Source organism: Vibrio sp. QJM3NY_35, from assembly GCF_057785915.1.
The window spans coordinates 2,578,108-2,605,067 of record NZ_CM173507.1; the positions used below are offsets into that span (position 1 = coordinate 2,578,108).

At 44.9% G+C, this 26,960-nt stretch carries 23 protein-coding genes; 3 read left to right on the forward strand and 20 right to left on the reverse strand.

Annotated elements, in window-relative coordinates:
• From tilS to rpsB, 18 genes are all read right to left on the reverse strand, one after another.
• Nucleotides 1-1,347 (reverse strand): tRNA lysidine(34) synthetase TilS, encoded by a 1,347-nt coding sequence (gene tilS / locus AC3CH3_RS11550; protein ID WP_019821618.1) that lies wholly within the window; start codon nucleotides 1,345-1,347, stop codon nucleotides 1-3.
• 124 nt (nucleotides 1,348-1,471) lie between these two features.
• On the reverse strand, nucleotides 1,472-2,431 hold the full coding sequence (accA, locus tag AC3CH3_RS11555; protein WP_017060731.1) for an acetyl-CoA carboxylase carboxyl transferase subunit alpha: 960 nt from the start codon (nucleotides 2,429-2,431) through the stop codon (nucleotides 1,472-1,474).
• Nucleotides 2,432-2,476: 45 nt separating this feature from the next.
• The gene (gene dnaE / locus AC3CH3_RS11560) at nucleotides 2,477-5,956 is read right to left on the reverse strand and encodes a DNA polymerase III subunit alpha (protein ID WP_019821617.1); all 3,480 of its coding nucleotides are present in this window, start codon (nucleotides 5,954-5,956) and stop codon (nucleotides 2,477-2,479) included.
• Between the two features lie 129 nt (nucleotides 5,957-6,085).
• Nucleotides 6,086-6,706 carry a ribonuclease HII gene (rnhB, locus tag AC3CH3_RS11565; RefSeq protein WP_017069379.1) on the reverse strand — a complete coding sequence of 207 codons (621 nt, stop codon included), beginning with the start codon at nucleotides 6,704-6,706 and terminating at the stop codon, nucleotides 6,086-6,088.
• 33 nt (nucleotides 6,707-6,739) lie between these two features.
• A complete protein-coding gene (gene lpxB / locus AC3CH3_RS11570; protein WP_488537193.1) occupies nucleotides 6,740-7,936 on the reverse strand; it encodes a lipid-A-disaccharide synthase in 1,197 nt (398 codons plus the stop codon).
• A 129-nt stretch (nucleotides 7,937-8,065) separates the two neighbouring features.
• Nucleotides 8,066-8,854 (reverse strand): acyl-ACP--UDP-N-acetylglucosamine O-acyltransferase, encoded by a 789-nt coding sequence (gene lpxA / locus AC3CH3_RS11575; protein ID WP_004734340.1) that lies wholly within the window; start codon nucleotides 8,852-8,854, stop codon nucleotides 8,066-8,068.
• Between the two features lies 1 nt (nucleotide 8,855).
• Nucleotides 8,856-9,308: a 3-hydroxyacyl-ACP dehydratase FabZ gene (fabZ, locus tag AC3CH3_RS11580; protein WP_004734341.1), complete on the reverse strand. Its 453-nt coding sequence runs from the start codon at nucleotides 9,306-9,308 to the stop codon at nucleotides 8,856-8,858.
• A 93-nt stretch (nucleotides 9,309-9,401) separates the two neighbouring features.
• The gene (lpxD, locus tag AC3CH3_RS11585) at nucleotides 9,402-10,433 is read right to left on the reverse strand and encodes a UDP-3-O-(3-hydroxymyristoyl)glucosamine N-acyltransferase (protein WP_017079409.1); all 1,032 of its coding nucleotides are present in this window, start codon (nucleotides 10,431-10,433) and stop codon (nucleotides 9,402-9,404) included.
• A 4-nt stretch (nucleotides 10,434-10,437) separates the two neighbouring features.
• Entirely contained in the window at nucleotides 10,438-10,938 is a 501-nt protein-coding gene (locus AC3CH3_RS11590) for an OmpH family outer membrane protein (RefSeq protein WP_017063367.1), read from the reverse strand.
• Between the two features lie 27 nt (nucleotides 10,939-10,965).
• Nucleotides 10,966-13,371 carry an outer membrane protein assembly factor BamA gene (gene bamA, locus AC3CH3_RS11595; RefSeq protein WP_488537194.1) on the reverse strand — a complete coding sequence of 802 codons (2,406 nt, stop codon included), beginning with the start codon at nucleotides 13,369-13,371 and terminating at the stop codon, nucleotides 10,966-10,968.
• 48 nt (nucleotides 13,372-13,419) lie between these two features.
• The gene (gene rseP / locus AC3CH3_RS11600) at nucleotides 13,420-14,778 is read right to left on the reverse strand and encodes a sigma E protease regulator RseP (RefSeq protein WP_488537195.1); all 1,359 of its coding nucleotides are present in this window, start codon (nucleotides 14,776-14,778) and stop codon (nucleotides 13,420-13,422) included.
• A complete protein-coding gene (gene ispC, locus AC3CH3_RS11605) occupies nucleotides 14,775-15,983 on the reverse strand; it encodes a 1-deoxy-D-xylulose-5-phosphate reductoisomerase (protein WP_488537196.1) in 1,209 nt (402 codons plus the stop codon). Before ispC ends, rseP begins: the two co-directional genes overlap by 4 nt.
• A 50-nt stretch (nucleotides 15,984-16,033) precedes the next feature.
• Entirely contained in the window at nucleotides 16,034-16,876 is an 843-nt protein-coding gene (locus AC3CH3_RS11610; RefSeq protein WP_488537197.1) for a phosphatidate cytidylyltransferase, read from the reverse strand.
• Between the two features lie 15 nt (nucleotides 16,877-16,891).
• Nucleotides 16,892-17,644, reverse strand: coding sequence for an undecaprenyl pyrophosphate synthase (gene uppS, locus AC3CH3_RS11615; RefSeq protein WP_017063364.1), 753 nt, complete (start codon nucleotides 17,642-17,644; stop codon nucleotides 16,892-16,894).
• A 98-nt stretch (nucleotides 17,645-17,742) separates the two neighbouring features.
• Entirely contained in the window at nucleotides 17,743-18,300 is a 558-nt protein-coding gene (frr, locus tag AC3CH3_RS11620; RefSeq protein ID WP_017060741.1) for a ribosome recycling factor, read from the reverse strand.
• 98 nt (nucleotides 18,301-18,398) lie between these two features.
• Nucleotides 18,399-19,130: a UMP kinase gene (pyrH, locus tag AC3CH3_RS11625; RefSeq protein ID WP_017630771.1), complete on the reverse strand. Its 732-nt coding sequence runs from the start codon at nucleotides 19,128-19,130 to the stop codon at nucleotides 18,399-18,401.
• Between the two features lie 150 nt (nucleotides 19,131-19,280).
• The gene (gene tsf, locus AC3CH3_RS11630; protein WP_048606678.1) at nucleotides 19,281-20,126 is read right to left on the reverse strand and encodes a translation elongation factor Ts; all 846 of its coding nucleotides are present in this window, start codon (nucleotides 20,124-20,126) and stop codon (nucleotides 19,281-19,283) included.
• A gap of 138 nt (nucleotides 20,127-20,264) precedes the next feature.
• Nucleotides 20,265-20,996 carry a 30S ribosomal protein S2 gene (gene rpsB, locus AC3CH3_RS11635; RefSeq protein ID WP_009847420.1) on the reverse strand — a complete coding sequence of 244 codons (732 nt, stop codon included), beginning with the start codon at nucleotides 20,994-20,996 and terminating at the stop codon, nucleotides 20,265-20,267.
• A gap of 457 nt (nucleotides 20,997-21,453) precedes the next feature.
• On the opposite strand from rpsB, the gene map reads away from it, so the two are divergent.
• The 3 genes from map (at nucleotide 21,454) to AC3CH3_RS11650 (ending at nucleotide 25,658) form a co-directional block, all read left to right on the forward strand.
• Nucleotides 21,454-22,332, forward strand: a complete 879-nt coding sequence (gene map, locus AC3CH3_RS11640) for a type I methionyl aminopeptidase (protein ID WP_488537198.1) — start codon at nucleotides 21,454-21,456, stop codon at nucleotides 22,330-22,332.
• Nucleotides 22,333-22,471: 139 nt separating this feature from the next.
• Nucleotides 22,472-25,093, forward strand: a complete 2,622-nt coding sequence (gene glnD / locus AC3CH3_RS11645; RefSeq protein ID WP_488537199.1) for a bifunctional uridylyltransferase/uridylyl-removing protein GlnD — start codon at nucleotides 22,472-22,474, stop codon at nucleotides 25,091-25,093.
• Nucleotides 25,094-25,274: 181 nt separating this feature from the next.
• Nucleotides 25,275-25,658, forward strand: coding sequence for a DUF3461 family protein (locus AC3CH3_RS11650; RefSeq protein ID WP_004734354.1), 384 nt, complete (start codon nucleotides 25,275-25,277; stop codon nucleotides 25,656-25,658).
• Between the two features lie 153 nt (nucleotides 25,659-25,811).
• Here AC3CH3_RS11650 and truC read toward each other — a convergent pair whose 3' ends face one another.
• Both truC and AC3CH3_RS11660 read right to left on the reverse strand, forming a co-directional pair.
• Nucleotides 25,812-26,561 (reverse strand): tRNA pseudouridine(65) synthase TruC, encoded by a 750-nt coding sequence (gene truC, locus AC3CH3_RS11655; protein ID WP_029405393.1) that lies wholly within the window; start codon nucleotides 26,559-26,561, stop codon nucleotides 25,812-25,814.
• Nucleotides 26,561-26,875, reverse strand: a complete 315-nt coding sequence (locus AC3CH3_RS11660; protein ID WP_488537200.1) for a YqcC family protein — start codon at nucleotides 26,873-26,875, stop codon at nucleotides 26,561-26,563. Before AC3CH3_RS11660 ends, truC begins: the two co-directional genes overlap by 1 nt.
• Between the last annotated feature and the right edge of the window lie 85 nt (nucleotides 26,876-26,960).

Genomic DNA, 26,960 nt, shown 5'->3' on the forward strand with positions numbered 1-26,960 from the left:
CTACTTGCTCCAAAGCGCTTCACAATCTTGACCTTCGTAGTTTTTATCTACGAATAAGCCTAAAACAGCGATCACTCGATCGCCATCCATTAATATCGGCGTTCTGCGTCTTAACCAACTGGGTACTTGGTACTCTTGAAACAACTTCTTAAGCTTCCTGCTATGACCGCGCCCAACAGGGTGTGCTGACAATCCCTCAGGGTTAAAGATCACTCGTAATGTTCTGCTCGCTGTGTTGAGACTAAAACGTAAACGTTGTACATCACGGTGGTTAGATACACCATCACTCGCCGCTGAAGTTAAGTGTAGCTCCCCTAAACCATCAGGCAGAACTAAGCTCTCTTCCATCGAAATATCGCTTTGCCAGTTCGACAAGTCTTTGGTCTCTTTGACAACATAGAGCTGATGATTAAAACGTCTAACCTCAACCTCATTCAACACCAACTTAGGGTTGGCATCAGCCTGAGCGCATGCCACCTCATCCCATATAAGTTTGAGCTGCTTTTGGCTCGGCATCGGTTGATTACAGCGGCTCAGCCACATTCTTAATAGGCGTGCACGCAGTAAATCAGAGTGCTGAGATAATGCTTCTATACTTATGCTTTGACTTTGATTGCCACCTAAAGCTTGCTGTAAGTTAGATTCTAACAACTCATCCAACAGTAACTCTTGCTCTGCACATAGCTGAGCGCTGCGACTGACCGACTCTCGGAAACTAGGCCAACGCTCGGTCAGTGTCGGAGTCACTTGATGACGAATAAAATTGCGGTCAAAGCGAACGTCTTGATTACTCTCATCTTCTACCCAAGTTAAAGCCATATCGCGCGCCGCCCCTTCAATTTCCATTCTCGTCACCGACAGCAGTGGGCGAACAATATGAGCATCAGCAAACGGCATCACTTTCGCCATAGAAGAGAGCCCTTTCGGACCACTGCCACGCTTCAACGCTAACAGGAAAGTCTCGACTTGATCATCGATATGTTGGCCAGTAACGAGTACATCGCCGTGTCGGATATGTTGTTTGAAGGCGTGATACCTAGCATCTCGAGCGAGCTTTTCTATGCTTTCCCCACAATTAACATCCAGCGACACTCGCTCAATAGCTAGTGGAATAGACAAAGCATCACACCATGTTTGGCACTGCTCTGCCCAGTGATCAGCATTGTTACTTAAGCCATGATGAACATGTACCGCACAGCACTCGATGTGATGGGACTTAGCGAATTGGGCAGCCAACTCCAACAAAACTCGTGAATCGACACCACCACTGAAAGCGACGATCAACCGACAAGGCTTAAGCGCGCTTTGATCAAGTACAGATGTGAAGGTATCAATTAAGTGTGTCATGAGGCTAATAAACCAGAGGTCGTGTGTGAAGGGATAATTTTTTAATAATAAAAAAGGGTTGGCACTGAGTCCAACCCTTTCATCAACTTGTTCGTATAGCTGGCCTTATCGCTAAGGCAACTTATCAGCAGTAGCCGTAGCTCATTAGACGCTGGTAACGACGCTCAAGCAGCGTTTCGTTATCAAACTGCTCTAGCTCTTCTAGCTGTTTAACTAACATGTCTTTCATGTTCTGAGCCGTTTGTGCAGGGTCGCGGTGCGCGCCACCTAGAGGCTCAGGAATGATTTCGTCGATAAGCTCAAGCTCTTTAAGGCGAGGAGCAATCAGGCCCATCGCTTCAGCAGCTTGTGGTGCTTTATCTGAATCGCGCCATAGGATTGAAGCACAACCTTCTGGAGAGATTACTGAGTACGTAGAGTACTGAAGCATGTTCACGTAGTCACCAACACCAATCGCTAGTGCACCACCAGAACCGCCTTCACCAACAACGTTACAGATAACAGGAACTGAAAGGCCAGCCATCACTTTTAGGTTTTTAGCGATAGCTTCAGATTGACCACGTTCTTCAGCACCAACACCTGGGTATGCGCCCGCTGTGTCGATGAAAGTGATGATAGGCATGTTGAAACGCTCAGCAGTTTCCATTAGACGTAGCGCCTTACGGTAACCTTCTGGCTTTGGCATACCAAAGTTACGGATCACTTTCTCTTTAGTCTCACGACCTTTCTGGTGACCAATAACCATAACAGGACGGCCATTTAGACGAGCCATACCACCCACAATAGCTTTGTCGTCAGCGTAAGCGCGATCGCCCGCCATCTCTTCAAACTCTGTGAATGCATGCTCCAGGTAATCTTTGGTGTAAGGACGTTGAGGGTGACGAGCAAGTTGAGCTACCTGCCATGCACCTAAGTCACTAAAGATTTTCTGTTTAAGCTCTAAGCTTTTTTTCTCTAGTTGTTCGATTTCTTTGTCTAGATCTACCGCTGTGTCACCACCGTGACGCGAAACGTCACGTAGCGCTTCGATTTTTGCTTCAAGTTCAGCGATAGGCTTTTCAAATTCTAGAAAGTTCAGGCTCATCTATGAATCCTTGTTGATTCAGCTCCGCATTCGCGAAGCTAAATTTTAGTTAAATTCGAGTTCTACTTGGCTATTTCCAAGCAGCTGTTTTAATTCGTCTAGCAATGTATCACTTGGCGTCACGCGCCATTCTGTGCCCAATGTTAACCGCGCTCTAGCGTCGGCACGCTGGTAGTATACATTGACTGGGACCGTTCCGGCTCTATAAGGTTCTAAGATTTGACTAAAGCGTTCAAAAAATTGACCGTTAATTTGGGATTGGTCGATAGATATCGACACCCCACGAGCATATTTCTCACGGGCGCTTCCTAAGTCCATGACCTCGCGCGCGGACATTTTAAGCCCGCCATTGAAATCATCAAAGCTGACCTGTCCGGAAACGACCACAATTTTGTCTTTTTCGAGCAGTTCTGCGTAGCGATCGAGCGCATCCGAGAACAACATCACTTCCATTCGGCCTGATCGATCATCAAGTGTCATCAAACCGATTCGCGTACCACGCTTAGTGGTCATCACTCTCGCTGCAATCACCAAACCGGCAATCGTTAGTGATTGGTCACGACGCGTTGGCGTGGCATCTTTCAAACGACAGCTGGTGTATTTCGCTAACTCTTTGATGTAAGCGTTAACCGGGTGACCCGTTAAATACAAGCCAAGCGTTTCACGCTCACCCTCAAGCCAAACCTTCTCAGGCCATTTAGGCACTTGGGTATACTTGTGCTCAACCTCTTCCGGAGCGTCGGTCAACACACCAAACATATCAGATTGACCAAAAGACTCGGCATGGTGATGTTGGCTCGCCGCCTTCACCGCATCTTTCAAAGATGCCATCATCGCCGCTCGGTGAGGACCTAATCTATCTAAGGCTCCGGATAGAATCAACTTTTCGATAACACGTTTATTAACCTTCTTCAGATCAAGGCGTGCACAGAAGTCGAATAAGTCTTTAAAGTAACCACCCTTATTTCGCGCTTCGATGATCGCTTCGATAGGGCCTTCACCCACCCCTTTGATCGCGCCGATACCATAAACAATCGCGCCATCTTCATCGACGTTGAAACGGTATAGACCTGAGTTGATATCTGGTGGCAAAAGCTTGAGCTTCATACGGAAACATTCATCAACAAGGCCGATAACCTTCTCGGTGTTATCCATATCTGCCGTCATTACCGCAGCCATAAATTCCGCTGGGTAGTGCGTTTTCAGCCATAGCGTTTGATAAGAAACCAGTGCGTACGCTGCGGAGTGAGATTTGTTAAAGCCGTAGCCCGCAAATTTCTCTACCAAGTCAAAGATCTTCATGGCCAGTTCGCCATCAACACCATTGGCTTCAGCCCCCTCTTTAAAGGTACCACGCTGCTTTGCCATCTCTTCTGGCTTTTTCTTACCCATCGCACGACGCAACATATCCGCTCCGCCAAGCGTATAGCCAGCAAGGATCTGAGCGATTTGCATTACCTGTTCTTGGTACAGGATGATGCCGTACGTAGGTTCTAGTGTCTCTTTAAGCGATTCGTGCTGCCACGTTTCATCAGGATACGAAACAGCTTCTCGGCCGTGCTTACGGTCGATAAAGTTATCTACCATGCCTGATTGCAGAGGACCCGGGCGGAATAGGGCTACCAATGCGATAATATCTTCAAAACAGTCCGGTTGGAGACGTTTGATCAGGTCTTTCATACCACGCGATTCCAGCTGGAATACCGCGGTGGTTTCAGAGTTTTGTAATAGGTTAAATGACGCTTGATCATCCAGAGGGATCGACTCGATACGAACCGGCTCTTTACCCTCTTTCTTCAGGCGAGGGTTTACGAGGCCCAACGCCCAATCGATGATGGTCAGGGTGCGTAGACCCAAGAAGTCGAACTTAACCAAACCAGCGGTTTCAACGTCATTCTTATCGAATTGCGTTACCGGGAAGTTACCTTCTGCGTCGGCATAGATTGGCGCAAAATCGGTGATCGTGGTGGGTGAGATAACAACACCACCCGCGTGCTTACCGGCATTTCGCGTACAACCTTCAAGGATGCGACACTTATCAATCAGCTCACGAACTTCTTCATCGCCATCGTAAAGCTCTGGCAATGCAGGTTCAGCAAGGAATGCTTTCTCTAGCGTCATACCCGGATCTGGCGGTACAAGCTTTGAAATTCGATCGACGAAACCAAACGGGTGGCCCAATACACGACCTACATCGCGGATTACCGCTTTTGCCGCCATGGTACCAAAGGTGATGATCTGAGATACCGCATCACGACCGTACATCTCAGCCACGTGATCAATAACTTGGTCACGCTTATCCATACAGAAGTCGATATCGAAATCGGGCATGGAGACACGTTCTGGGTTCAAGAAACGTTCGAAAAGTAGATCGTATTCAAGCGGGTCAAGATCGGTGATATCAAGCGCGTAAGCTACTAGAGATCCGGCACCAGAACCACGGCCAGGACCTACTGGCACATCGTTGTCTTTTGACCACTGGATGAACTCCATTACGATCAAGAAGTAACCTGGGAAACCCATGTTATTGACAACTTCGAGCTCGATCTTGAGTCGCTCATCGTATTCAGGTCTGCGCTCAGCACGCACTTTTTCATCCGGGAATAGGAACGCTAGACGTCGCTCAAGGCCTTCTTCTGACTTCTTGATCAGGAAGTCTTCAATCGCCAAACCTTCCGTTGGGAAATTAGGCAGGAAGTATTCGCCCAGACGAACCGTTACATTACAACGCTTAGCAATCTCAACACTGTTCTCAAGTGCCTCGGGGATGTCTGAGAACAACTCACACATCTCTTCTTCACTACGAAGATACTGTTGCGCGCTGTAATTTTTAGGACGACGAGGATCGACCATCGTGAAACCATCATGAATCGCCACGCGGATTTCATGGGCATCAAAAAGATCTTCAGTCAGGAATACCACTTCGTTAGTTGCAACAACAGGCAAGTCTTCTTGCTCAGCCAGTTCCAACGCAAAGTGCAAGTATGACTCTTCGTCCGGCCGTCCGGTACGAATCAATTCCAAATAAAAACGATCGGCGAAGTACGTTTTGTAAAACTCGACGCTACTTGCAACCAACTCACGGTTACCTTTCAGTAACGCCTTACCAATCTCACCTTCTTTAGCACCCGATAGAATGATCAGGCCTTCTGCATTCTCAATTAGCCACTCTTTATCAATAACAGGCTGATGCTGAACATGACCACGAAGGTAAGCTTTCGAGATAAGCAGCGTTAGATTGTTATAACCTTTATTGTCCGTCGCAATAACAGTGAGTTTGGTCAACTCGTCACCGAATTCCGGAGACTGCATCAAGAAGTCAGCACCAATAATTGGTTTAACCCCACACCCATGGGCAGTACCGTAAAACTTCACCAAACCACACAAGTTGGTAAAGTCGGTAAGTGCTAGAGCAGGCATACCCATCTCAGCGACTTTTTTAACTAATGGTGGCACCTTAGATAGGCCATCCACCATCGAAAAGTCACTGTGTACGCGTAGGTGAACAAATTTTGGATCTGACATTATTTTTCCTGAGTTCTAGGTTTGAGCCTAGGATTACAACTGTGTGTATTCTATTTTTTTCTGACGCAAGTAAGCAACTTTATTCGATGCTAAGCTCTAGTTAACGTAAAGCTCTAGTCTATATAGAGCTTAATCAATGCCTAGAATACGCTTTACTGGCTTAAAGCTCTTACGGTAATGCTCGGTAACACCATGCTTTTCAATCGCTTCAAAATGCGCTTTAGTTGGGTAACCTTTGTGTTTCGCAAAACCAAACTCTGGATGCAGCTTGTCGAGTTCTTCCATCTCTTGGTCACGAACCACTTTAGCGATAATAGACGCCGCACTGATCTCTGCTACTCGTAAATCGCCCTTTACAATAGCCAGACCGTCCATTGGAAGTTGAGGAACACGGTTACCATCGATTAGTGCCATGTCAGGCTGAACGCTCAACCCAGCGATAGCGCGCTGCATAGCGACCATAGTCGCCTGCAGAATATTCAACTCATCGATTTCTTGTGGAGAACAACGACCAACAGACCATGCCAGAGCTTTCTCTTTAATTTCTGGAAGCAGAGCTAGGCGCTTTTTCTCAGATAATTTCTTTGAGTCGTTCAAGCCTTCGATTGGGTTGTTTGGATCGAGGATAACCGCAGCGGTCACCACATCGCCAACCAAAGGACCACGGCCTACTTCATCCACACCAGCAAACAGCTGGTAGCCTTGCGGATACTCAAATGGAGGAAGCTCTTTTTTCTCTTTTACTGCCATAACTAATCTCTTAATGTTCTGTAAGTAAGCGCTTTATGCTTCAACAAAAGGTCGGTCAATCAATTTCAATACCGCATTAGCGGCTTGTTTGTCTGCGTCTTTGCGTATCCAGTGATGCATCTCGGTAAAACGTTCGATCAAGGCACTATTATCGGCTGATAGCATCTTATCGACAGATGGGAACAAGAAGTCTGGGTGGCACTCTTCAAGAATATGCTCTTTCACAATCTCTTCACCAGCTAAGATGTTCGGCAGTGATACGAACTCAGTGATCGCCAGCTTCTTAACAATATAACCCGTCAGTTTATTTACTTTGTAGCCCACAACCATTGGGCGCTTCAGCAGCATGCACTCAAGAGCTACTGTACCTGAAGCCAAAAGCACACTATCAGCAGCGGTAATCACGTTGGTTGCAGTATCTTCCACTAACGTGAATTCAAGCTCAGGTGCAGTCGATTGCCAGATTTCCGTAAACTGCTTTTTACGCTGCTCGTTAACGAGCGCAACAACAAAATTGATATCAGGGTATTTTTGCTTAATACGCTGGCAAGTTTCAATAAAGGGTTGAGCAATCAAACTCATCTCACCACCGCGACTACCCGGTAATACGGCTAACCAAGGCTTATCTTGATCTAAACCTAAAAGCTCGCGAGCCTCTTTCTTATTCGGTTCTAGTGGAATGGTGTCTGCCAATGTATGGCCAACAAATTCACAAGCAACGTTATATTTATCGTAGAACGCCTTTTCGAACGGCAAGAAAGCCAGTACCAAGTCGGTTGCTTTGTCGATTTTAAAGATACGCTTTGGACGCCATGCCCATACTGAAGGGCTGACATAATGAACGGTCTTAATACCCGCGTTCTTAAGATCCAATTCAAGTCTTAGGTTGAAGTCTGGCGCATCGATACCAACGAAGACATCTGGCGGGTTTTGAGTGAAATACTTAACCAGTTCCGCTTTCACTTTTAACAAACGAGGTAAACGACCAAGCACTTCTACAAGCCCCATCACGGCAAGCTCTTCCATTTCGAAAAGAGACTCACAACCAAGCGCTTTCATTTTTGGTCCGCCAATACCCACGAATTCAGCATTCGGATATTGTGATTTGACCGCTTTAATAAAACCCTCGCCAAGCGTGTCACCCGAGAGTTCTCCGACGACGATACCTACGCGTAGAGGTTCATTCGAAACAAAGTCCGAGCTATTGGTTGCTGCTTCTTGCTGTGCCATAGTTTTCCAATTCCCTTCTTGCCTAAAACAAAAAAGACCGCCCAATGAGTAGCGATCTTTTTGTTATACCAATCTGATTAAGTCATTATTGTCGTACTTGCGCTGATTGGTAAACAATCATATCAAGTATTAACGAATAATACCGCGCTCAGAGTTCTCTAGCATTTCTAGCATAGGAGTAACCGAAGTAAACTCTTTTGCCATTTCAACTAAAGCCGCTTTCGCTTCTTCAAGTGTTTTACCTGAACGGTATAACTCTTTGTACGCTTTCTGTAGTGCACGAATTTCTGGTTTCTCAAATCCGTTACGCTTCAGGCCCACTAGGTTAAGGCCAAATGGAGCCGCATGGTTACCCTGTGCAAGCACGTACGGCAGTACATCTTGAACAACAGCAGAACAGCCGCCAATGTAGGCGTAAGCACCTATTGAACAGAACGGGTGAATCGCAGATAGCGCCATTACACCAGCGTAGTCACCCACTGTTACGTGACCGCCAAGAATAGCGTTGTTACCAATGTGAGTATGGTTACCAACAATAACATCGTGTGCTACGTGAGCATTAACACAAAGTAAGTTGTCATCCCCGATCACTGTGGTTGCTTTGTCTTGAGTTGTACCACGGTGAATTTGAACCGCCTCACGAATCACGTTGCGATCACCGATCACAACTGTTGTCTCTTCGCCACCGTATTTCTTATCTTGGTTCTCTTCACCGATAACAGCGTGTGGGAAGATGCGGTTTTCTTTACCAATGGTTGTGTGACCTTTGATCACCACATGCGACATCACTTCAGTGTCGTCACCAATTGTCACGTTACCAGCAATGTAAGTGAAAGGCCCAACCGTCACGTTAGCACCGATAGTTACATCACCTTCGATTACTGCTGCCGGGTGAATTTTCGCTGTTTCATGAATCATATTAAAACTCTCTACGAGCACATTTAAGTTCAGCTGAACATACAACTACGCCGTCAACTTTAGCAACGCCGTTAAACGATGCAATACCACGACGCTCTTTTAAGAATTCAACTTCGATAATCAGTTGGTCACCTGGCACTACAGGCTTGCGGAATTTAGCTTTATCTACACTTGCAAAGTAGTAAAGCTCGTTACCAGAAGGGGCACCAAATGATTTAAATGCTAGAAGACCAGTTGCTTGCGCCATTGCTTCTAAGATCAACACGCCTGGGAATACAGGAAGTTGAGGGAAGTGGCCTGTGAACTGAGGTTCGTTAACAGAGACATTCTTAATCGCAGTCAGCGTTTTTTCTTTTTCAAAGCTAGTCACACGATCAACCATTAAGAATGGGTAGCGATGAGGTAATAGTTCCTGAATTTCAGTAATGTTCATCGTTGTCTGTTCAGTAGTCAAAGTCGTATTCCTATGTATATTCTTTATTTAATTAGAAGGATTATAAACGAAAAAGACTCGCTGTACGCGAGCCTTTTATTAGAAATGCTGGAATTATGATTCCGCGCTCTTCTCGATAAGTTTTTCAACGGTTTTCAAACGCTTGTTCATTTCATCAATACGATGTACACGCGTTGCTGTTTTACGCCAATCTTTGTTTGGCTGTAAAGGAATACCCGAAGAGTACATGCCTTTCTCAGTGATACTGCGCATTACCATCCCCATACCGGTGATTGTAACGCCGCCAACGATTTCAATATGACCATTAATCACACAACCGCCACCAATAATACAGTACTTACCTATCGTCGTGCTGCCTGCGATAATAGTACCACCTGCAATAGCAGAACCATATCCGATGTGAACATTGTGAGCAATTTGAAGCTGGTTATCTAAGATAACGTTATCTTCAATGATTGTGTCATCTAATGCGCCACGGTCGATGGTTGTACACGCGCCAATTTCTACACGGTTACCAATGCGAACTGAACCGACTTGTGGAATCTTAACCCACTCACCTTTCTCGTTCGCATAACCAAAGCCATCAGAGCCAATGACAGTGCTTGATTGAATCAAACACGCGTCACCAATCACGACTTCATGGTAAACACTTACATTAGCCCATAGCTTAGTGCCTGTGCCAATATTTGCATTTTTACCGATAAAACAACCAGCTCCGATGATCACATCATCACCAAGTACCACACCAGACTCAATCACAGCGTTCGCACCGATAGACACATTTTGTCCAATGGTTGCATCGCTTGAAATTGAAGCAGAATCAGCGATAGCCGCTGCGGGTGCAGGAGTAGTATCAAGCGCTTGAGCAACTTTAGCAAAAGCAACGTAAGGGTCGCTGACCACAATCACGTTGGTCTTACACAGTTCGCGCTCACTCTCTTTAACCATAATAGCGGATGCTTTACAGTCACCAAGGTGCTTGCTGTACTTCACGTTCGAAAGGAACGTAATGTTTCCTTCTTGCGCTTTATCCATAGGAGCAACTGCTGAAACGGTAACCGTACCGTCTCCGTGTAGCTCTCCCCCGGTAATCGTTGCCAATTCGGCTAAAGTCAGGTTCTTCATAAACTTATTTCAGTGATTTAATTACTTGCTCAGAAATGTTGTATTCCGGCTTGCCGTACTGCAGAGCTTGAATATCAACAATCATGTCGTAGCCTTCTTTCTCTGCAACTTTAGTTACAGCATCTTGAATCACTTTGAATAGCTTCTGCTTCTCTTGTGCTTCACGACGTTGACTTGCTTTTTCTAGTGCTTGAGCTTTGATTTTGTACTTGCTGTCTAGTTGGCCTACTTCGATACGAAGCTTCTCAACTTCCTCTGGACCTAGTAGCTCGCCATCACGCTTAAGCTTTTCAATCTTCGTTTTCGCTTCAGCTTGAATGCTTTGCAGCTCAGCCGCTTTATCTTTGAACTCTTCCTGCATTTTTTGAAGAACAACTTCACGCTGAGGTAGAGCCTGGAATACTTGTGCAGTGTTTACATAACCCACTTTTTGCGCAGCTTCAGCAGCTGTTGCAAAGAAAGAAGAGCTAAGAACTACAAGGCCTAAACCTGCTGCTTTAATCATATTTTTCAAAATATTGTCCTTTAAATATTAGAAAGTTCTACCAATGGTAAATGTGAAGAATTCCTCATCATCACCTTCGTAAATTTTAACTGGTTTCGCTAGAGAGAAAACCAGTGGGCCCATCGGTGACATCCATTGAAGGGCTGCACCATAAGATGAACGGTAATTTGTTGGATCAGAATAATCGTAGTAGTACTGGCCGCCACTGTTAGGTGCGCCACGGTCTACGAACTCTGTATCCCATACACTTGCCATGTCAAAGAAGACACTGGTTCGGATCTGGCTACGCGCTTCATCAGAAGCAAACGGAGTCGGTACAATTAACTCTAAACTTGCCAAAGCAACCGCGTTACCCCCCACTGAATCATCAGTAGCGGTATCGTAAGTTGGGTTGTTACCTGTGCTGCTTCCGTAAACGGCTTTCGGACCAGCCGAGTTAGAACCAAAACCACGTAGGGTTGTAAAACCACCTGCGTAGTAGTTCTCATAGAATGGGAACAAGTTATCGTTACCATCCGTTTGACCATAACCATTACCATAGCCTAATCGGCCACGCATCAATAGTGTGAACTCATGCTTTTTGGTCAGCGGGATGTAATGTTTTACATCGTACTGCATTTTGAAGTACTGAGCATCAGAGCCTGGTACGGTCATTTTAGCGAAAGCACGTTGGTGGTTACCCTCGGTTGGGAAGAAACCACGGTTCAAATTGTTACGCGTCCAAGAAATATTAATATCGAAGTCATCCGTTAAGATGTGCTCGTCACCATATTGGTCAATACTTCTCGCAAACTGTTCTACTTGGATGTAAGTCGGTACATTACCGATCTTGTTGTGCGTGTAGCCAACACCAAACTCTATACGGTTCAGCTCATCCATAGGGAAACCCCATGTTAAGCTAGTACCATAACTTTGGTTGGTATAGTCGACGATGCCCGCTTCAGATGCTTCAAACTCGTTATAGAAGATCTTACCGCCCAAACTAACACCATCTAAGTTCCAGTATGGGTCACGGTAGTCTAAGCTCACATTCTTTTGGTAATCGTTCATCATGGCACTTACGCCAACACGGTTACCAGAACCTGCAAAGTTATCTTGTTGTAAACCAACTTGGAAGCTCACACCAGATTCAGTACCGTAGCCGACACCAAAGTTGATACTGCCTGAGTTCGCTTCCTTAACGTTGTAAACCAAATCAACTTGGTCTTCACTACCAGGAACACGAACTGTTTGTACATCAACTGTTTCAAAGAAACCTAAACGGTTAAGACGGCTCTTACCTGTATCAATTGACTTAGAGTTAAGCCAGCTGCCTTCCATTTGACGCATTTCACGACGCAGTACTTCATCTTTCGTTGAGTTGTTCCCCGTGAAACGAATGTCACGAACATAGATACGGCTGCCCGCTTCTACATTGATAACTAACGACACTTCTTTGGTCTCATCGTCAAATTCAGGAATAGTACGGACTTGTGGGTAGGCATAACCAGACTCACCAAGAATTCGTTTTACGTTCTCTTCTAAAGACGTTACCGATGAACCGTTATAAGTATCGCCATCTTCAAATGGTACTAACGCTTCAAAGTCAGCCTCACGGCCGATAAGTTCACCACGAAATGCGACATCTTTAACGGTGTAGGCTTCGCCTTCATCAATACCAAGCGTGATATAAACGCCTTTCTTATCTGGAGAGATCGCCACCTGAGTAGAATCTACCTTAAACTTAAGGTAACCACGGTCGAGGTAGTAAGATTTCAGCGCTTCAATATCACCAGCCAGTACTTGCTTCTGATATTTTTCATCCGCAAGGAAGTTCCACCAAGCGACATCTACATTTAAATTAAAGCGGCTAAGCAGTTCTGCATCAGTGAAGACTTCGTTACCGATAAAGTTGATCTGCTGAATCTTAGCGGATACGCCTTCAGTAAACACAAACTTAAGGTCAGAACGGTTACGAGGCAAAGGCGTCACAACCGCTTTTACTGTCGCGTTATACTTACCAACACTGTAGTAAAAATCTTCAAGGCCTTTCTCAATGTTACTCAGCGTAGTACGGTCAAGGGCTTCACCTTCACGAACCCCAGATGCATCTAGGTTCTGTTGAAGCTGTTCTTCTTTAATCGCTTTGTTACCCGAGAATGAGATGCTTGCGATGGTCGGTCGTTCTTTGACTTGAACAACTAAAACACCTTCATCGCGAAGGACTTTAACATCCTCAAAGTTACCCGAAGCATACAATGCACGAATGATCTCAGATACATCGCTTTCATCCACTTCATCGCCAATACGCACTGGCATTTTCAGTAGAGCTGCACCAAGTGCAACACGTTGTAAACCTTCGATCTTGATATCTTGAACTACAAAGTTTTGTGCTCCGTTCGCTGCCACACTAGTGGCTAATAGACTTGCGAACAGAATTTGCTTAATCGCCATACTTATTCTAATTATTCCTTGCTACTACCAATGCCTGTGAGAAACCATTCACAGACGAGTAAAATCATTAAATATTGCCAGAGCCATCAAAGAGAAGAGGATTGCACCTCCCACTCTGTATCCCATTTCCTGAACTTTCTCAGGAACCGGTTTACGAGTAACGGCCTCAATAGCGAAAAAGAGCAAATGTCCGCCATCAAGCATAGGCAGCGGAACCAAATTAATAATCCCCAAGTTAACGCTAATCAGAGCTAAAAAGCCTAAGAAGTAAACCAAACCGTAATCGGCGGTTGTCCCTGCACCTTTAGCTATTGAAATCGGGCCACTCAAGTTATTTAAGCCAACATCACCAACGATGAGCTTCTTAAGCATTGTCAGCGTCAATCCAATGATTTGACCTGTTTTATCAAATGCTTTTCCTACAGACTCAATTACACCAAATTGTAACTCAAAGCGATAATCTTCTGGCCATTCTGCGACTTCTGGAGCAATACCCGCATAGCCGATTGTAGAACCATCAGAAAGTTCGCGACTTTTTGGCGTCATAACTAATGGCTGTTCAACTCCATTTCGCAATACGACCAAATCCAATGATGTCATTGGATTTGCACGAATCAACTCAACAACCGACTGCCACTGTTCAATAGGCTGTCCATTAATCTCAACAATTTTGTCGCCAGCCTCTACTCCTGCATCGTATGCAGCACCGTCATCAATGATTTGAGCCAGTACGGTCGATATCTCTGGAGAGTACGGTCTAAAACCAAGCGTTGTCATTGCCGATTCAGTTTCTGGGTTAAATGACCAGTCAGAAATATCCAATGTCATCTGCTGCTCAAAGCCGATATCGTCTTGAGAAGAAACCGTTACAGTCATGGACTGATCACCTATATGTGATATCAAACCCATATTGACTGATTCCCAATCTGCGGTTTTGATTCCTGAAATAGATTTAAGTTCCATTCCAGTTTCAATTCCGGCTTGTGCAGCAATAGATTGCGGAGTGACTTCACCGATTACAGGTTTAACTGCCGGCACGCCAATCAAAAATACTAGCCAATACGCAAAGACGGCAAAGATAAAGTTAAACGCAGGGCCTGCACCAACTATCGCCGTTCTTTTCCATAATGGCTTCTTATCAAAAGCGTATTGTTGTTCGTCTTCAGAAAGGTCATCAACTCGACCATCAAGCATCTTAACGTAGCCGCCCAATGGAATGACTGACAAACTGTATTCCGTACCATCACGGCCAACTTTGCTCCAGATTGATTTACCAAAACCAATCGAGAATTTCTCAACTTTCACACCACAGCGACGAGCAACCCAGAAGTGTCCAAACTCATGAACAGCGACCAGAATACCAAGCGCTACAATAAAGGATGCGAAGTTCCACAAAATTCCACTCATGCTAGCTGCTCTTTAATAAATTGATTGGCTATTTGACGAGACATATTATCTAGCTCGAGAAGGCTTTCCAAGCTGTCTAAGCCCTCAGAGTTATGTTGTTCACATACTTTGCTCATAACATGCTCGTTAATGACTGCAATATCGGTAAACTTCACTCGATTGTTCAAGAAAGCATCGACTGCAATTTCGTTTGCCGCGTTAATTGCGGTTGTCGCATGCTGACCTAAGTAGCACGCTTCGATTGCTAATTTTAAACATGGGTAGCGGCTAAAGTCTGGTTCTAAGAAAGTCAGCTCGGCCACTTTGGTGAAATCCAGAGGCTTCACACCCGCTTCTGTGCGCTCAGGGTAAGACATCGTTAAAGCGATTGGCGTCGCCATATCCGGTTCGCCCATTTGAGCAAGCACAGAGCCATCCTTGTACTGGACCATAGAGTGAATCACAGACTGTGGATGAATGATGACCTTTAACTGTTCCTGAGAAGCATTAAATAGCCATTTCGCTTCAATGTACTCTAGCCCTTTATTCATCATAGTCGCAGAATCGACAGAGATCTTAGGACCCATAGACCAGTTAGGGTGTGCAATTGCGCGTTCAGGAGTCACTGATTCGAGTTCAGCCACATCGGTATAACGGAAAGGACCACCAGAACCAGTCAGAAGAATATGGTTAATGCCGTTTTCTTCAAGATTACAGCGGCCTAGGTTGGTTTGTACGTTTTGCGGAAGGCATTGGAAAATAGCATTATGCTCGCTGTCGACAGGAAGTAGTTCTGCACCGTATTTTTCTACGGCGTCGATAAACAACTGCCCAGACATTACCAAGGCTTCTTTATTAGCAAGCAAGATACGCTTACCAGCCTTAACCGCAGACATAGTAGGAAGTAAACCAGCGGCACCAACAATCGCAGCCATTACCGTGTCCACTTCTTCTAGAGAAGCAACCTGACACATGCCTTCAGTGCCTGAAAGCACTTTTACGTTAGGGTAACTCGCGGACAACACTTCAGTCAGTTGAGACGCTGCATCAGGGCAAGCCATAGCAGCATAGCTTGGTTGCCACTTTTCAACTAGCGCCAGCATCTTTTCAACATTCGAGCCAGCAGCCAGTGCAACCACTGAATAGAGATCTGGGTTTTGCTCAACGACTTTTAGTGTACTTGCACCAATCGAGCCGGTAGCGCCAAGGATAGTTAGATTTCGCATCACATATGACCGTAGAAATGTAATAAAGGGCAGAATCACTGCCCTTTTAATTAGAATGCTAAATAAAGCAGAGCAAAGACAGGGAATGCAGCCGTTAAGCTATCTATTCTATCAAGTATACCACCATGACCAGGAATCAGATTACTACTGTCTTTCACCCCAGAAACACGCTTAAACATGCTTTCAACAAGGTCACCAAGAACAGAGATAACGACGGTCACAAGGGTAATAACAATCATGTGAAGCGGGCTGGTGAATTGGATATCAAATAAATCAGCGAAGATCCAAGCCACGATCACTGCAGTAATAATACCGCCAATTAAACCTTCAATGGTCTTGTTAGGGCTTACTGCTGGCGCCATTTTACGTTTACCAAAGCTCTTTCCTGCAAAATAAGCACCGCTGTCTGCAGCCCACACGAGCAAGCAAACAAACATCACCAATTTCGCACCGTGGTAAGGGTCTACATCAATACCATTAGCACGCAGGATAACCACACTCCAGAAGAATGGCAGCAGAGTCAGCACACCAAAGACATGACGAAGAAGAGAGGAATCTTTCCATGCTGGCATAGACTTAGGATAAGTCACAGCCATGCCGCTCGCGATTACCCACCAAATCGAACCAATCGTTAGAATGGCGTAGTGAGCACTCGATAAATTATTGAGACTAAATGCATCAAAAGGGATAAAAGCAAAACTTGCAGCATTTACCACAACCGTAGGAATCAACGCTAGATAACGCGATTTGCTTTCAACAAATTGAGTCCACTCCCAGTATCCCAATAGCGAAATAACCGCTAATGAAAGAATAAACGTGGGAAGTGATAACTCGAAAATTCCTAGAATAACTAGGGGAGCCAAAATCAACGCCGTAATAATTCGTTGTTTCAAACCAAAAAATCCTTATTAACTGTCCATCAGAGCTTTAATTTGCTCACCAGTGCATCCAAAACGACGCTCACGGTTAACAAACCAAGTCACAGCTTCTACTAAGCTGTCTTCATTAAAGTCTGGCCAGAATTGTTCAGTGAAATACATTTCGGCGTAAGCCAACTGCCAAAGCATAAAATTACTAATGCGGCATTCGCCACTGGTACGGATAAGTAGATCAACCTCAGGAATATCTGCCATCGTCAGGTGCTGTGTAATCATAGCTTCATCAATGTCATCTACATTAATATCGCCAGACTTTACCTGTTGAGCAATAGAGGTCATTGCTTGTTGAATATCCCACTTACCGCCGTAGTTAGCCGCAATGTTAATAACCATACCGGTATTGGTGCTAGTCAAAGCTTCTGCTTCTTCTATCTTCTTTTGTAGTCGATCATTGAAACGACTTTTATCACCAATAACACGAAGTTGTAGATTATTTTTATGAAGCTTTTTTACTTCACTCGACAGCACTGAAATAAACAGTTCCATCAAAATACCGACTTCTTCTTCAGGACGACGCCAGTTCTCGCTACTAAACGCAAAAAGAGTAACAGCTTTAATGCCAAGTCTGGCTGCAGAAGAGATAGTTTTACGAACGGCTTGAACACCGTTTTTATGGCCAAAGACGCGAGGCTTGCCCTGAGCTTTTGCCCAGCGACCATTACCATCCATGATGATAGCAATGTGTTTAGGAAGAGAGTCTGTGAACGCTTGAGAATTATGCATAAAAGAGTGAATCAAATTCTAATAGTCGAACAGAGTAGCATAAAAAAACGCTGCACCGTGAGTACAGCGTTTTTCCGGAAAGAAAAGAATATGGAAAATTAAACTTCCATCAACTCTTTTTCTTTAACAGCTAGAACTTCGTCTACGTTCTTAACCGCAGCGTCAGTTAGCTTTTGAATTTCGTCTTGTGCTTTACGATCTTCATCTTCAGAGATTTCTTTATCTTTAAGAAGTGCTTTTAGATCGCCATTCGCGTCACGACGGATGTTACGGATAGCAACACGGCCACCTTCAGCTTCGCCACGAACGATTTTAACTAGGTCTTTACGACGCTCTTCCGTTAGCGGAGGAAGTGGAACACGGATAACTGTGCCAGCAGACATAGGGTTTAGGCCTAGGTCAGATGTCAGAATTGCTTTTTCAACTAGAGGAGTCAGTGTTTTATCAAACACTGTAATAGCTAGTGTACGTGCATCTTCAGCGATAACGTTAGCTACTTGAGTCAAAGGCGTTGGAGCACCGTAGTACTCAACAGTAAGACCAGAAAGTAGGCTTGGGTGCGCACGACCTGTACGAATCTTTTGCAGGCTGTTTTTTAGTGCATCAACACTTTTTACCATGCGCTCTTGAGCGTCTTTTTTGATTTCGTTAATCACAATTTCACCTTGATTATGTTCTTTCTTCAAGAAAGCTTTTTATTTGGAGTGATAAGGATAAGCTTACCAAAGTATAACACCTCAGTAAGCCCGAAAAATTAGTCAGCGTCGCTGATTAATGTACCTTCAGTTTCACCCATAACCACGCGGCGTAGTGCGCCTGGTTTATTCATGTTAAATACACGGATTGGCATTTTGTGATCACGTGCTAGCGTAAATGCAGCCAAGTCCATTACTTTAAGTTCTTTATCAAGAACCGTGTTGTAAGACAACGTATCATACAACTCTGCGTCTGGGTTTGCTACAGGGTCAGAAGTAAATACACCATCTACTTTTGTCGCTTTTAGAACTACGTCAGCTTCAATTTCGATACCACGTAGACATGCAGCAGAATCCGTAGTGAAGAATGGGTTACCAGTACCAGCAGAGAAGATCACAACGCGACCTTGACGTAGTTGGCTGATTGCGTCTGCCCAGTTGTAGTCGTCACACACACCTTTAAGAGGGATTGCAGACATTACACGTGCGTTTACGTAAGCACGGTGAAGAGCGTCACGCATTGCAAGGCCGTTCATTACCGTTGCAAGCATACCCATGTGGTCACCAACAACGCGGTTCATACCTGCTTCAGCAAGGCCTGCACCACGGAAAAGGTTACCGCCACCGATAACAACGCCTACTTGAACACCTAGTTCAACCAATTCTTTCACTTCTTGAGCCATACGATCAAGGATCGTCGGGTCAATACCAAAACCTTCTTCGCCTTGTAGTGCTTCACCGCTAAGTTTTAACAGAATACGTTGATACGCCGGTTTAGGGTTCGTAGTCATGGAGTTTACCTTCCAAAGAGTTGATGATTAACAGTCATGGATAAAAACTGAATAGCTCAGTTTGCATTCATAACAGCTAAAAAATAATTCACTATTCATAAAAAGACCGCAGCATTTGCCACGGTCTCTTTTCAAACAATACGCTAAGGATTAACCTTTTTGTACCGCTGCAACTTCGTCAGCAAAGCTCATTTCAGCTGCTTTCTCGATGCCTTCACCAACTTCTAGACGTACGAAGTTAGATACTGAAGCGCCTTTCTCTTTAAGGATAGCGCCAACAGTTTGCTTAGGCTCCATGATGAAAGCTTGACCAGTTAGAGAGATTTCGCCCGTGAATTTCTTCATACGGCCAACAACCATTTTCTCTGCGATTTCAGCTGGTTTGCCTTCGTTCATAGCGATTTCAACTTGAACTGCTTTTTCTTTCTCAACTACGTCTGCTGGTACGTCTTCTGGGTTTAGGAACTCAGGACGTGATGCAGCAACGTGCATTGCAACGTGCTTAAGAGTTTCAGCTTCGCCTTCACCAGCAACAACAACACCGATTTTCTCGCCGTGACGGTAAGAAGCTAGTGCAACACCTTCAACGAATTGTACGCGACGGATGTTGATGTTTTCACCGATTTTAGTTACTAGTGCGATACGCGCTTCTTCAAATTTAGCTTGAAGATCAGCGATTTCTAGACGTTCTGCTAGAGCAACTTCAGCAACTTCGTTAGCGAATGCAAGGAAACCTGCATCTTTAGCTACGAAATCAGTTTGGCAGTTAACTTCAAGAAGAGCAGCTGCGCCGTTTGCTTCTTTGATGATGATTGCGCCTTCAGCAGCAACGTTACCAGCTTTCTTAGCTGCTTTTGCTGCGCCAGATTTACGCATGTTTTCAATTGCTAGCTCGATGTCGCCTTCAGCAGCAACAAGCGCTTTTTTACATTCCATCATGCCCGCAGCTGTGCGTTCACGAAGTTCTTTAACTAGAGCTGCAGTTACAGTTGCCATTCTCTATTCCTCAGTAAATTCTAAAAAAGATAAAAAACAGGGGCCTAATTAATTGGCCCCTGATATTGACTGTATTCAGTCCGTTAAGCCATCGATTATGACCGCTTAATGTGAACTAAATATGGCTCAGAGCCGCTATTATTCAGCTTCTACAAAACCGTCTTTTTCAGCAGCTACAGCAGCAACATCTTTGTTGCGACCTTCTTTAACCGCGTCTGCAGCAGCGTTTAGGTAAAGCTGTACTGCACGGATTGCATCGTCGTTACCTGGGATAACGAAGTCAACGCCGTCTGGGTTAGAGTTAGTATCAACTACAGCGTAAACTGGGATACCTAGGTTGTTTGCTTCTTTAACTGCGATGTGTTCGTGATCAGCATCGATTACGAATAGAGCGTCTGGAAGGCCGCCCATGTTCTTGATACCACCAAGAGATTTCTCTAGCTTCTCCATTTCGCGAGTACGCATTAGAGCTTCTTTCTTAGTAAGCTTGTCGAAAGTACCGTCTTGAGCTTGCGCTTCAAGTTCTTTCAGACGCTTGATAGACTGACGAACAGTTTTGTAGTTCGTTAGCATACCGCCTAACCAGCGGTTGTTAACGTAGAACTGGTTGCTGTTGATAGCAGCTTCTTTAACAGCTTCAGATGCAGCGCGCTTAGTACCAACAAAAAGAACTTTACCTTTCTTCTCGCCAACTTTAGCGATTTCAGCTAGAGCGTCGTTGAACATTGGTACAGTTTTTTCTAGGTTGATGATATGTACTTTGTTACGAGCACCAAAGATGAATGGCTTCATTTTTGGGTTCCAGTAACGAGTTTGGTGACCGAAGTGAACACCAGCTTTAAGCATATCGCGCATTGATACAGTTGCCATTTTAAAATCCTCTATGGGGTTAGGCCTCCACATCCCCCATGAATCCGACCCCTAACAACTAACCACTTTTCAGCCGTTATCTGTGTTGTTGAGGCACCCCGGAACATGTGTCGGAATGTGTGTGATTTAAAGAAATAAGTTAGTGGACACAAAGCTTGTTTCGCCAATTGGAGAAAACAGTCCTGATGTCCGGCGCGCTTTATACCATATTTTGTCTATCTATGGCTAGAAAAAAATCTAAAAATGGCGACTGCTATACTGATCCTTATCGGCGAAATTTACCTAAAAATAGTGTCGCTATTCATTCACTTCTATCTTAATAGACCGGACGTAAATCACTCAGGTTGAGTAGTATCCACCAGCATTATATGGGTATCAGAATGTTGCGCTAAAATGCTGCACTGCTAGAATAGCCCCAATATGCACACTTAGGTGCTACCAAATTAAGAGATATGCAATGGCTGTAAAAATTAAAACTGCTGAAGAAATTCAAAAAATGCGCGTTGCCGGTAAGCTGGCTTCTGAAATTCTAGAGATGATTGAACCTCATATCCAAGTAGGTACCACGACAGAAGAACTGAACAAAATCTGTCATGAATACGCTCTAGAAAGAGGCGCATACTCAGCACCACTTGATTATCACGGTTTCCCTAAGTCAATCTGTACCTCTATCAACCACATTGTGTGCCACGGTATTCCAGCATCACAAGACGAAACTGGTAGCACAGGTCAATTTAAGCCTGCGGTACTAAAAGATGGCGACATTCTTAACGTTGATATCACAGTAATCATCCCTGATGACGAAAACGCAGACCTAAGCGTTCGTCCGCAAGGCTACCATGGCGATACCTCTAAGATGTTCCTTGTGGGTGAAGTTTCACCAGCAAACAAGCGTCTATGCATGGTTGCTCAGGAAGCGCTTTACGAAGGCATGCGCCAAGTTAAGCCAGGTGTTCAACTTGGCCAAATCGGTACTGCTATCGAGAAGTACATCAAAACAAACAATAAGAACAACCCACGCGCTAAGTTCTCAATTGTTAAAGATTACTGTGGTCACGGCATTGGGGCTGAATTCCATGAAGACCCACAAGTCGTTCACTACAAAAACAACGACCGCACTGTATTAAAAGCAGGTATGTGCTTCACTATCGAGCCAATGATCAACGCGGGTAAGTTTGGCTGCCGTCTTGATGACCAAGATAGCTGGACAGTATACACAGCAGACAGCAAGAACTCGGCTCAATGGGAGCACACTCTGGTTGTAACTGATACTGGTTGTGAAGTACTAACACTGCGCAGCGATGATACAATCCCACGTATCATGAAGAACGCTTAGTTCACCGAACTAAACGCATCAGCCTTTTAAAAATATCCTCGCATTGTCGAGGATATTTTTTTATCCACTCAATTTCGATTTTCCATCAGCTTCTGTTAAATTGTTTACTATTCTCATTTGCTTGCACGGATAGCAGACTATGCCTTATCAATGCCCTCTTACGTTCAATGACGAACAAATTGAAATCTGCGAATTAAAAAATCAGCTCGAAATCTTCACGCAGTATCAAAAAAATGAATTTCTGAACCACCACCCCGTCACCGATTTGGTTCTACTGCGCTCCGAATACATGGATTTACTTCTCAATCGTTTGTGGGAAAATTTCGGATTCAACAAACTGCCTCATATTTCACTTGTCGCTGTGGGCGGTTATGGTCGTGGCGAACTACACCCTTTGTCCGACATTGATATTCTTATCGTCTCGCAAAAAACGTTGCCACCAGCACTCGGCGAGAAAGTCAGTCAATTCATCACCCTACTCTGGGATCTAAGATTAGAAGTCGGCCACGCGGTGCGCACGATTGCCGAATGTCTTGAGATCGGCATTGATGATTTAACCGTTGCAACTAACCTGCAAGAGTCGCGTTTATTGTGCGGCAGTGAAGACACCTTCCAAGAACTGAAACTGAAGATTCATTCTGATTCATTTTGGCCAAGTGAGACCTTCTACAAGGCTAAGATTCAAGAGCAGAGAGAGCGTCACGCTCGCTACCACGACACCACTTACAACCTTGAACCCGATATCAAATCGACTCCAGGCGGACTCAGAGACATCCATACCCTTAGCTGGGTGGCGCGTCGCCACTTTGGTGCCACATCTCTGCTGGAAATGAGCAAGTACGGCTTTCTAACTGATGCTGAATATCGCGAGCTAGTGGAGTGCCAAGATTTCCTATGGAGAGTTCGCTTTGCACTGCACATAGAGCTGCGCCGTTACGACAACCGCCTCACCTTTGCCCATCAAGCTCAAGTTGCTGAACACCTGGGTTACACTGGCGAAGGTAACCGTGGTGTTGAGATGATGATGAAAGAGTTCTACCGAACCCTTCGTCGCGTAGCCGAGCTCAACAAAATGCTGCTTAAATTGTTCGATCAAGCAATCATCAATGGTGGCCAGACCCAAGAAGCTGAGATTCTCGACAATGACTTCCAACGCCGAGGGTCATTGATCGAAGCACGCAAGCCGGCCCTATTCCAAGCTAGACCAGAAACGATTCTCGATATGTTTATCCATATCGCTAATGACTCGACTATCGAAGGGGTAAGCCCACCAACATTACGACAATTGCGAACGGCACGTCGTCGATTGAACCGCTTCCTGCATACGATTCCTGAAGCTCGTGACAAGTTCATGGATCTAGTTCGCCACCCAAATGCACTACACAAAGCCTTTAGCTTAATGCATAAGCTGGGCGTGCTCTCAGCGTACTTACCGCAGTGGAGCCAGATCGTTGGCCAGATGCAGTTTGACCTATTCCACGTATACACTGTGGATGAGCACAGTATTCGCCTGCTCAAGCACATTAACCGTTTTGGCCAAATTGAGAACCACGACAAGCACCCTATCTGTTGTGAAGTCTACCCACGCGTACAGAAGAAAGAGCTGCTGATTCTGGCGGCTATCTTCCACGACATCGGCAAAGGCCGCGGTGGAGACCACTCAGAAATTGGCGCTGTTGAAGCTTACTCTTTCTGTATTGAACACGGGTTATCAAAACCTGAAGCAAAACAAGTCGCGTGGTTGGTACAAAACCACCTGTTGATGTCTGTGACCGCTCAACGCCGTGACATCTACGACCCTGATGTAATCACTGAATTCGCAAAAAAGGTTCGTGATGAAGAATCACTCGAGCTACTGGTTTGTTTAACCGTTGCCGATATCTGTGCAACTAACCCAGAGCTATGGAACAGCTGGAAGCGAACGCTGTTAGCAGAGCTATTCCACTCAACGCAGCGAGCACTGCGACGCGGATTGGAAAACCCAGTCGATGTCAGAGATCGTATTCGCCACAATCAACAAATGGCATCAGCACTGCTGCGTAAAGAAGGCTTCACTGCTCGTGAAATTGAAGTGTTATGGCAACGCTTCAAAGCCGATTATTTTTTGCGTCACACACATAAACAAATCGCTTGGCACTGTGAGCACTTACTTCGCCTAGAAGACCCAAGCCAACCGTTAGTGCTGATCAGTAAGAAAGCGACGCGTGGTGGCACAGAAGTGTTCGTTTACTGTAAAGACCAAGCGGCACTGTTTGCGACCGTGGTTGCCGAACTCGACAGACGTAACTTTAACGTTCATGACGCGCAGGTCATGGTCAGCAAAGATGGTCATGTTTTGGATACCTTTATCGTACTAGACCAACACGGCGAAGCGATTGATGAAGCAAGACACAAAGCCGTTGCTAAACATCTGACTCATGTATTGGCTGATGGCCGTCCGACTAAGATTAAGACGCGTCGCACGCCACGTAACTTGCAACACTTTAAGGTCAAAACCTTAGTTGAGTTCCTACCAACCAAGAGCAAAAAACGTACCTTGATGGAGTTAAGAGCCCTTGATACGCCGGGGTTATTGGCTCAAGTAGGTGCAACCTTCGCGGAACTAGACATCAACTTACATGGTGCCAAAATCACCACCATAGGTGAGCGAGCTGAGGATTTGTTTATTCTGACCAGTGAAGCCGGTGGAAGACTATCTGAAGAGCAAGAGCAGGCACTAAGAGAAAGATTAACCGAGCACGTTTCGGAACTCGCACCTTAGAAAGCGAATTCAGTCTAAAAGCAGGTTTAATAACCAAATAAGTGTGGGCAAAGATAGAGAGCGATCTTGCCCACAACTTACAATCAATTCACAGATATCAACTATCTAGCTCGTCGTTAGGCTGCTACATTGATCAAGTCAATTACATAAAAGTATTACATTCATAACCTAGAGGTCGCTTATGTATCCAAACCTCACTGGCTTAGGTATCCACGAACCTAAACAGATTGAACGTTACTCCCTTCGCCAAGAAGCGCACAAAGATATCCTGAAGATTTACTTTCGTAAGCAGAAAGGTGAACTGTTCGCGAAAAGCGTTAAATTTAAGTACCCACGACAAGTAAAAAGTGTGCTTGTTAGCGGTGGCAATAATCAATACAAAGAAGTGACAGAGATTAACCGCAACCTCACTCTTGTGATTGATGAGCTCAACAAGATCACCAAACCGACGCCAACGGCTGAAGTGGATGTGAAACAGAAGATCCTTACCGACTTACGCCATCTAGAGAAAGTGGTATCAAGTAAGATCGCTGAGATCGAAGCCGATCTAGAAAAGCTAAAATGATCCCGCGACTAACTATTACTGTTAACTAACCAACATTAGTTATGCCGTTAAGGTTATGCAGATACAAAAAGGGCTGATTTCACTATCAGCCCTTTGTTTTTTATTCTATTTTCTTTATTCACTTAGACTCGTAATTACTAAAACGCGTGTGACTTACTTAGACAAGCACGTTTGAGAATTGATTAATTGAGTATCCCACTTAAAGGTTTCAAACAACCTTAACCAAGTTTCATCTAGGTTGGCTTTCATCACCAACTCTTCTTTTGTGAAAGGATGAATAAAGCGAAGCTCAGAAGCGTGCAACAACAAGCGGTGCGAATCTAAATCATCACGGAACAGTCGATTGTGCTTACCATCACCATGTGAAGTATCACCGACAATCGGATGTCTTAGATGAGCCATGTGACGACGCAGCTGATGTTTGCGACCTGTCTTTGGCATCATCTCAACCAAGCAGTATCGGCTCGTAGGAAAACGTCCTGTTGAATATGGCACTTCTACTTTTGCTAGCGGTTCATAGACTGTCACTGCCTCTTGTGCTTCTTTGTCTTCTTTCGCGAACTTATCTGCGATCTTATCCAGCTCAACCTTAAGTGCATAATCGAGCGTATCGCCCTCTTCTATCCAACCACGGACAATCGCATGATAGGTTTTTTGCATCTCATGATTAGCGAACATTGGCATCACCTGTGAAGCAACCTCACTCGACAACGCAAACACCAACACACCCGATGTCGGTCTGTCTAAGCGGTGTAATGGAAAGACATGCTGACCAATTTGATCGCGCAATGTCTGCATAACAAATTGCGTTTCGTGTTTATCCAACCATGAACGATGCACTAGCATGCCAGCGGGCTTATTCACCGCGACAAAATACTCATCTTGATAAATGATCTCTAACATTACGCGCATACCTCATCAATGCTCAGAATCGTCACTAGCAGTTCGGCCTTGTCTGCCTCATTTTTCCATACTTCACCAAAGTAAGGATGAATAGCAAAGCCCTTTGGTAAGCTCATTTGTGCATCCATCATTGCGTTGATCTTAACGAGGAAGATCCACTGCAACCACTCTTCCGGTTGTAACGAATCAATCGCGAAAGGTTCAACACTGGCCAGAGCTTCGTCCGAAGGTGGAACATCACTCCACAGCGAACATTGGCGCATTTGTTGTTCTAATTGTTGAAGTAAAGGAGGTAACTTTGTGGCAGCTGTCATTTTTCACCAAGTTATTTATCTAGTGACCTTGAAATTGGGGCATAGAGTACCATCTATTTAGGAAAGAAAGTTAGGAGCTTTATTA

Excerpts from the sequence above, each read along its gene's own strand:
- tilS (WP_019821618.1), bottom strand. The coding sequence starts at position 1,347 with ATGACACACTTAATTGATACCTTCACATCTGTACTTGATCAAAGCGCG.
- accA (WP_017060731.1), bottom strand. The coding sequence starts at position 2,431 with ATGAGCCTGAACTTTCTAGAATTTGAAAAGCCTATCGCTGAACTTGAA.
- dnaE (WP_019821617.1), bottom strand. The coding sequence starts at position 5,956 with ATGTCAGATCCAAAATTTGTTCACCTACGCGTACACAGTGACTTTTCG.
- rnhB (WP_017069379.1), bottom strand. The coding sequence starts at position 6,706 with ATGGCAGTAAAAGAGAAAAAAGAGCTTCCTCCATTTGAGTATCCGCAA.
- lpxB (WP_488537193.1), bottom strand. The coding sequence starts at position 7,936 with ATGGCACAGCAAGAAGCAGCAACCAATAGCTCGGACTTTGTTTCGAAT.
- lpxA (WP_004734340.1), bottom strand. The coding sequence starts at position 8,854 with ATGATTCATGAAACAGCGAAAATTCACCCGGCAGCAGTAATCGAAGGT.
- lpxD (WP_017079409.1), bottom strand. The coding sequence starts at position 10,433 with ATGAAGAACCTGACTTTAGCCGAATTGGCAACGATTACCGGGGGAGAG.
- AC3CH3_RS11590 (WP_017063367.1), bottom strand. The coding sequence starts at position 10,938 with ATGATTAAAGCAGCAGGTTTAGGCCTTGTAGTTCTTAGCTCTTCTTTC.
- bamA (WP_488537194.1), bottom strand. The coding sequence starts at position 13,371 with ATGGCGATTAAGCAAATTCTGTTCGCAAGTCTATTAGCCACTAGTGTG.
- rseP (WP_488537195.1), bottom strand. The coding sequence starts at position 14,778 with ATGAGTGGAATTTTGTGGAACTTCGCATCCTTTATTGTAGCGCTTGGT.
- ispC (WP_488537196.1), bottom strand. The coding sequence starts at position 15,983 with ATGCGAAATCTAACTATCCTTGGCGCTACCGGCTCGATTGGTGCAAGT.
- uppS (WP_017063364.1), bottom strand. The coding sequence starts at position 17,644 with ATGCATAATTCTCAAGCGTTCACAGACTCTCTTCCTAAACACATTGCT.
- pyrH (WP_017630771.1), bottom strand. The coding sequence starts at position 19,130 with ATGACTACGAACCCTAAACCGGCGTATCAACGTATTCTGTTAAAACTT.
- tsf (WP_048606678.1), bottom strand. The coding sequence starts at position 20,126 with ATGGCAACTGTAACTGCAGCTCTAGTTAAAGAACTTCGTGAACGCACA.
- rpsB (WP_009847420.1), bottom strand. The coding sequence starts at position 20,996 with ATGGCAACTGTATCAATGCGCGATATGCTTAAAGCTGGTGTTCACTTC.
- map (WP_488537198.1), top strand. The coding sequence starts at position 21,454 with ATGGCTGTAAAAATTAAAACTGCTGAAGAAATTCAAAAAATGCGCGTT.
- glnD (WP_488537199.1), top strand. The coding sequence starts at position 22,472 with ATGCCTTATCAATGCCCTCTTACGTTCAATGACGAACAAATTGAAATC.
- AC3CH3_RS11650 (WP_004734354.1), top strand. The coding sequence starts at position 25,275 with ATGTATCCAAACCTCACTGGCTTAGGTATCCACGAACCTAAACAGATT.
- truC (WP_029405393.1), bottom strand. The coding sequence starts at position 26,561 with ATGTTAGAGATCATTTATCAAGATGAGTATTTTGTCGCGGTGAATAAG.
- AC3CH3_RS11660 (WP_488537200.1), bottom strand. The coding sequence starts at position 26,875 with ATGACAGCTGCCACAAAGTTACCTCCTTTACTTCAACAATTAGAACAA.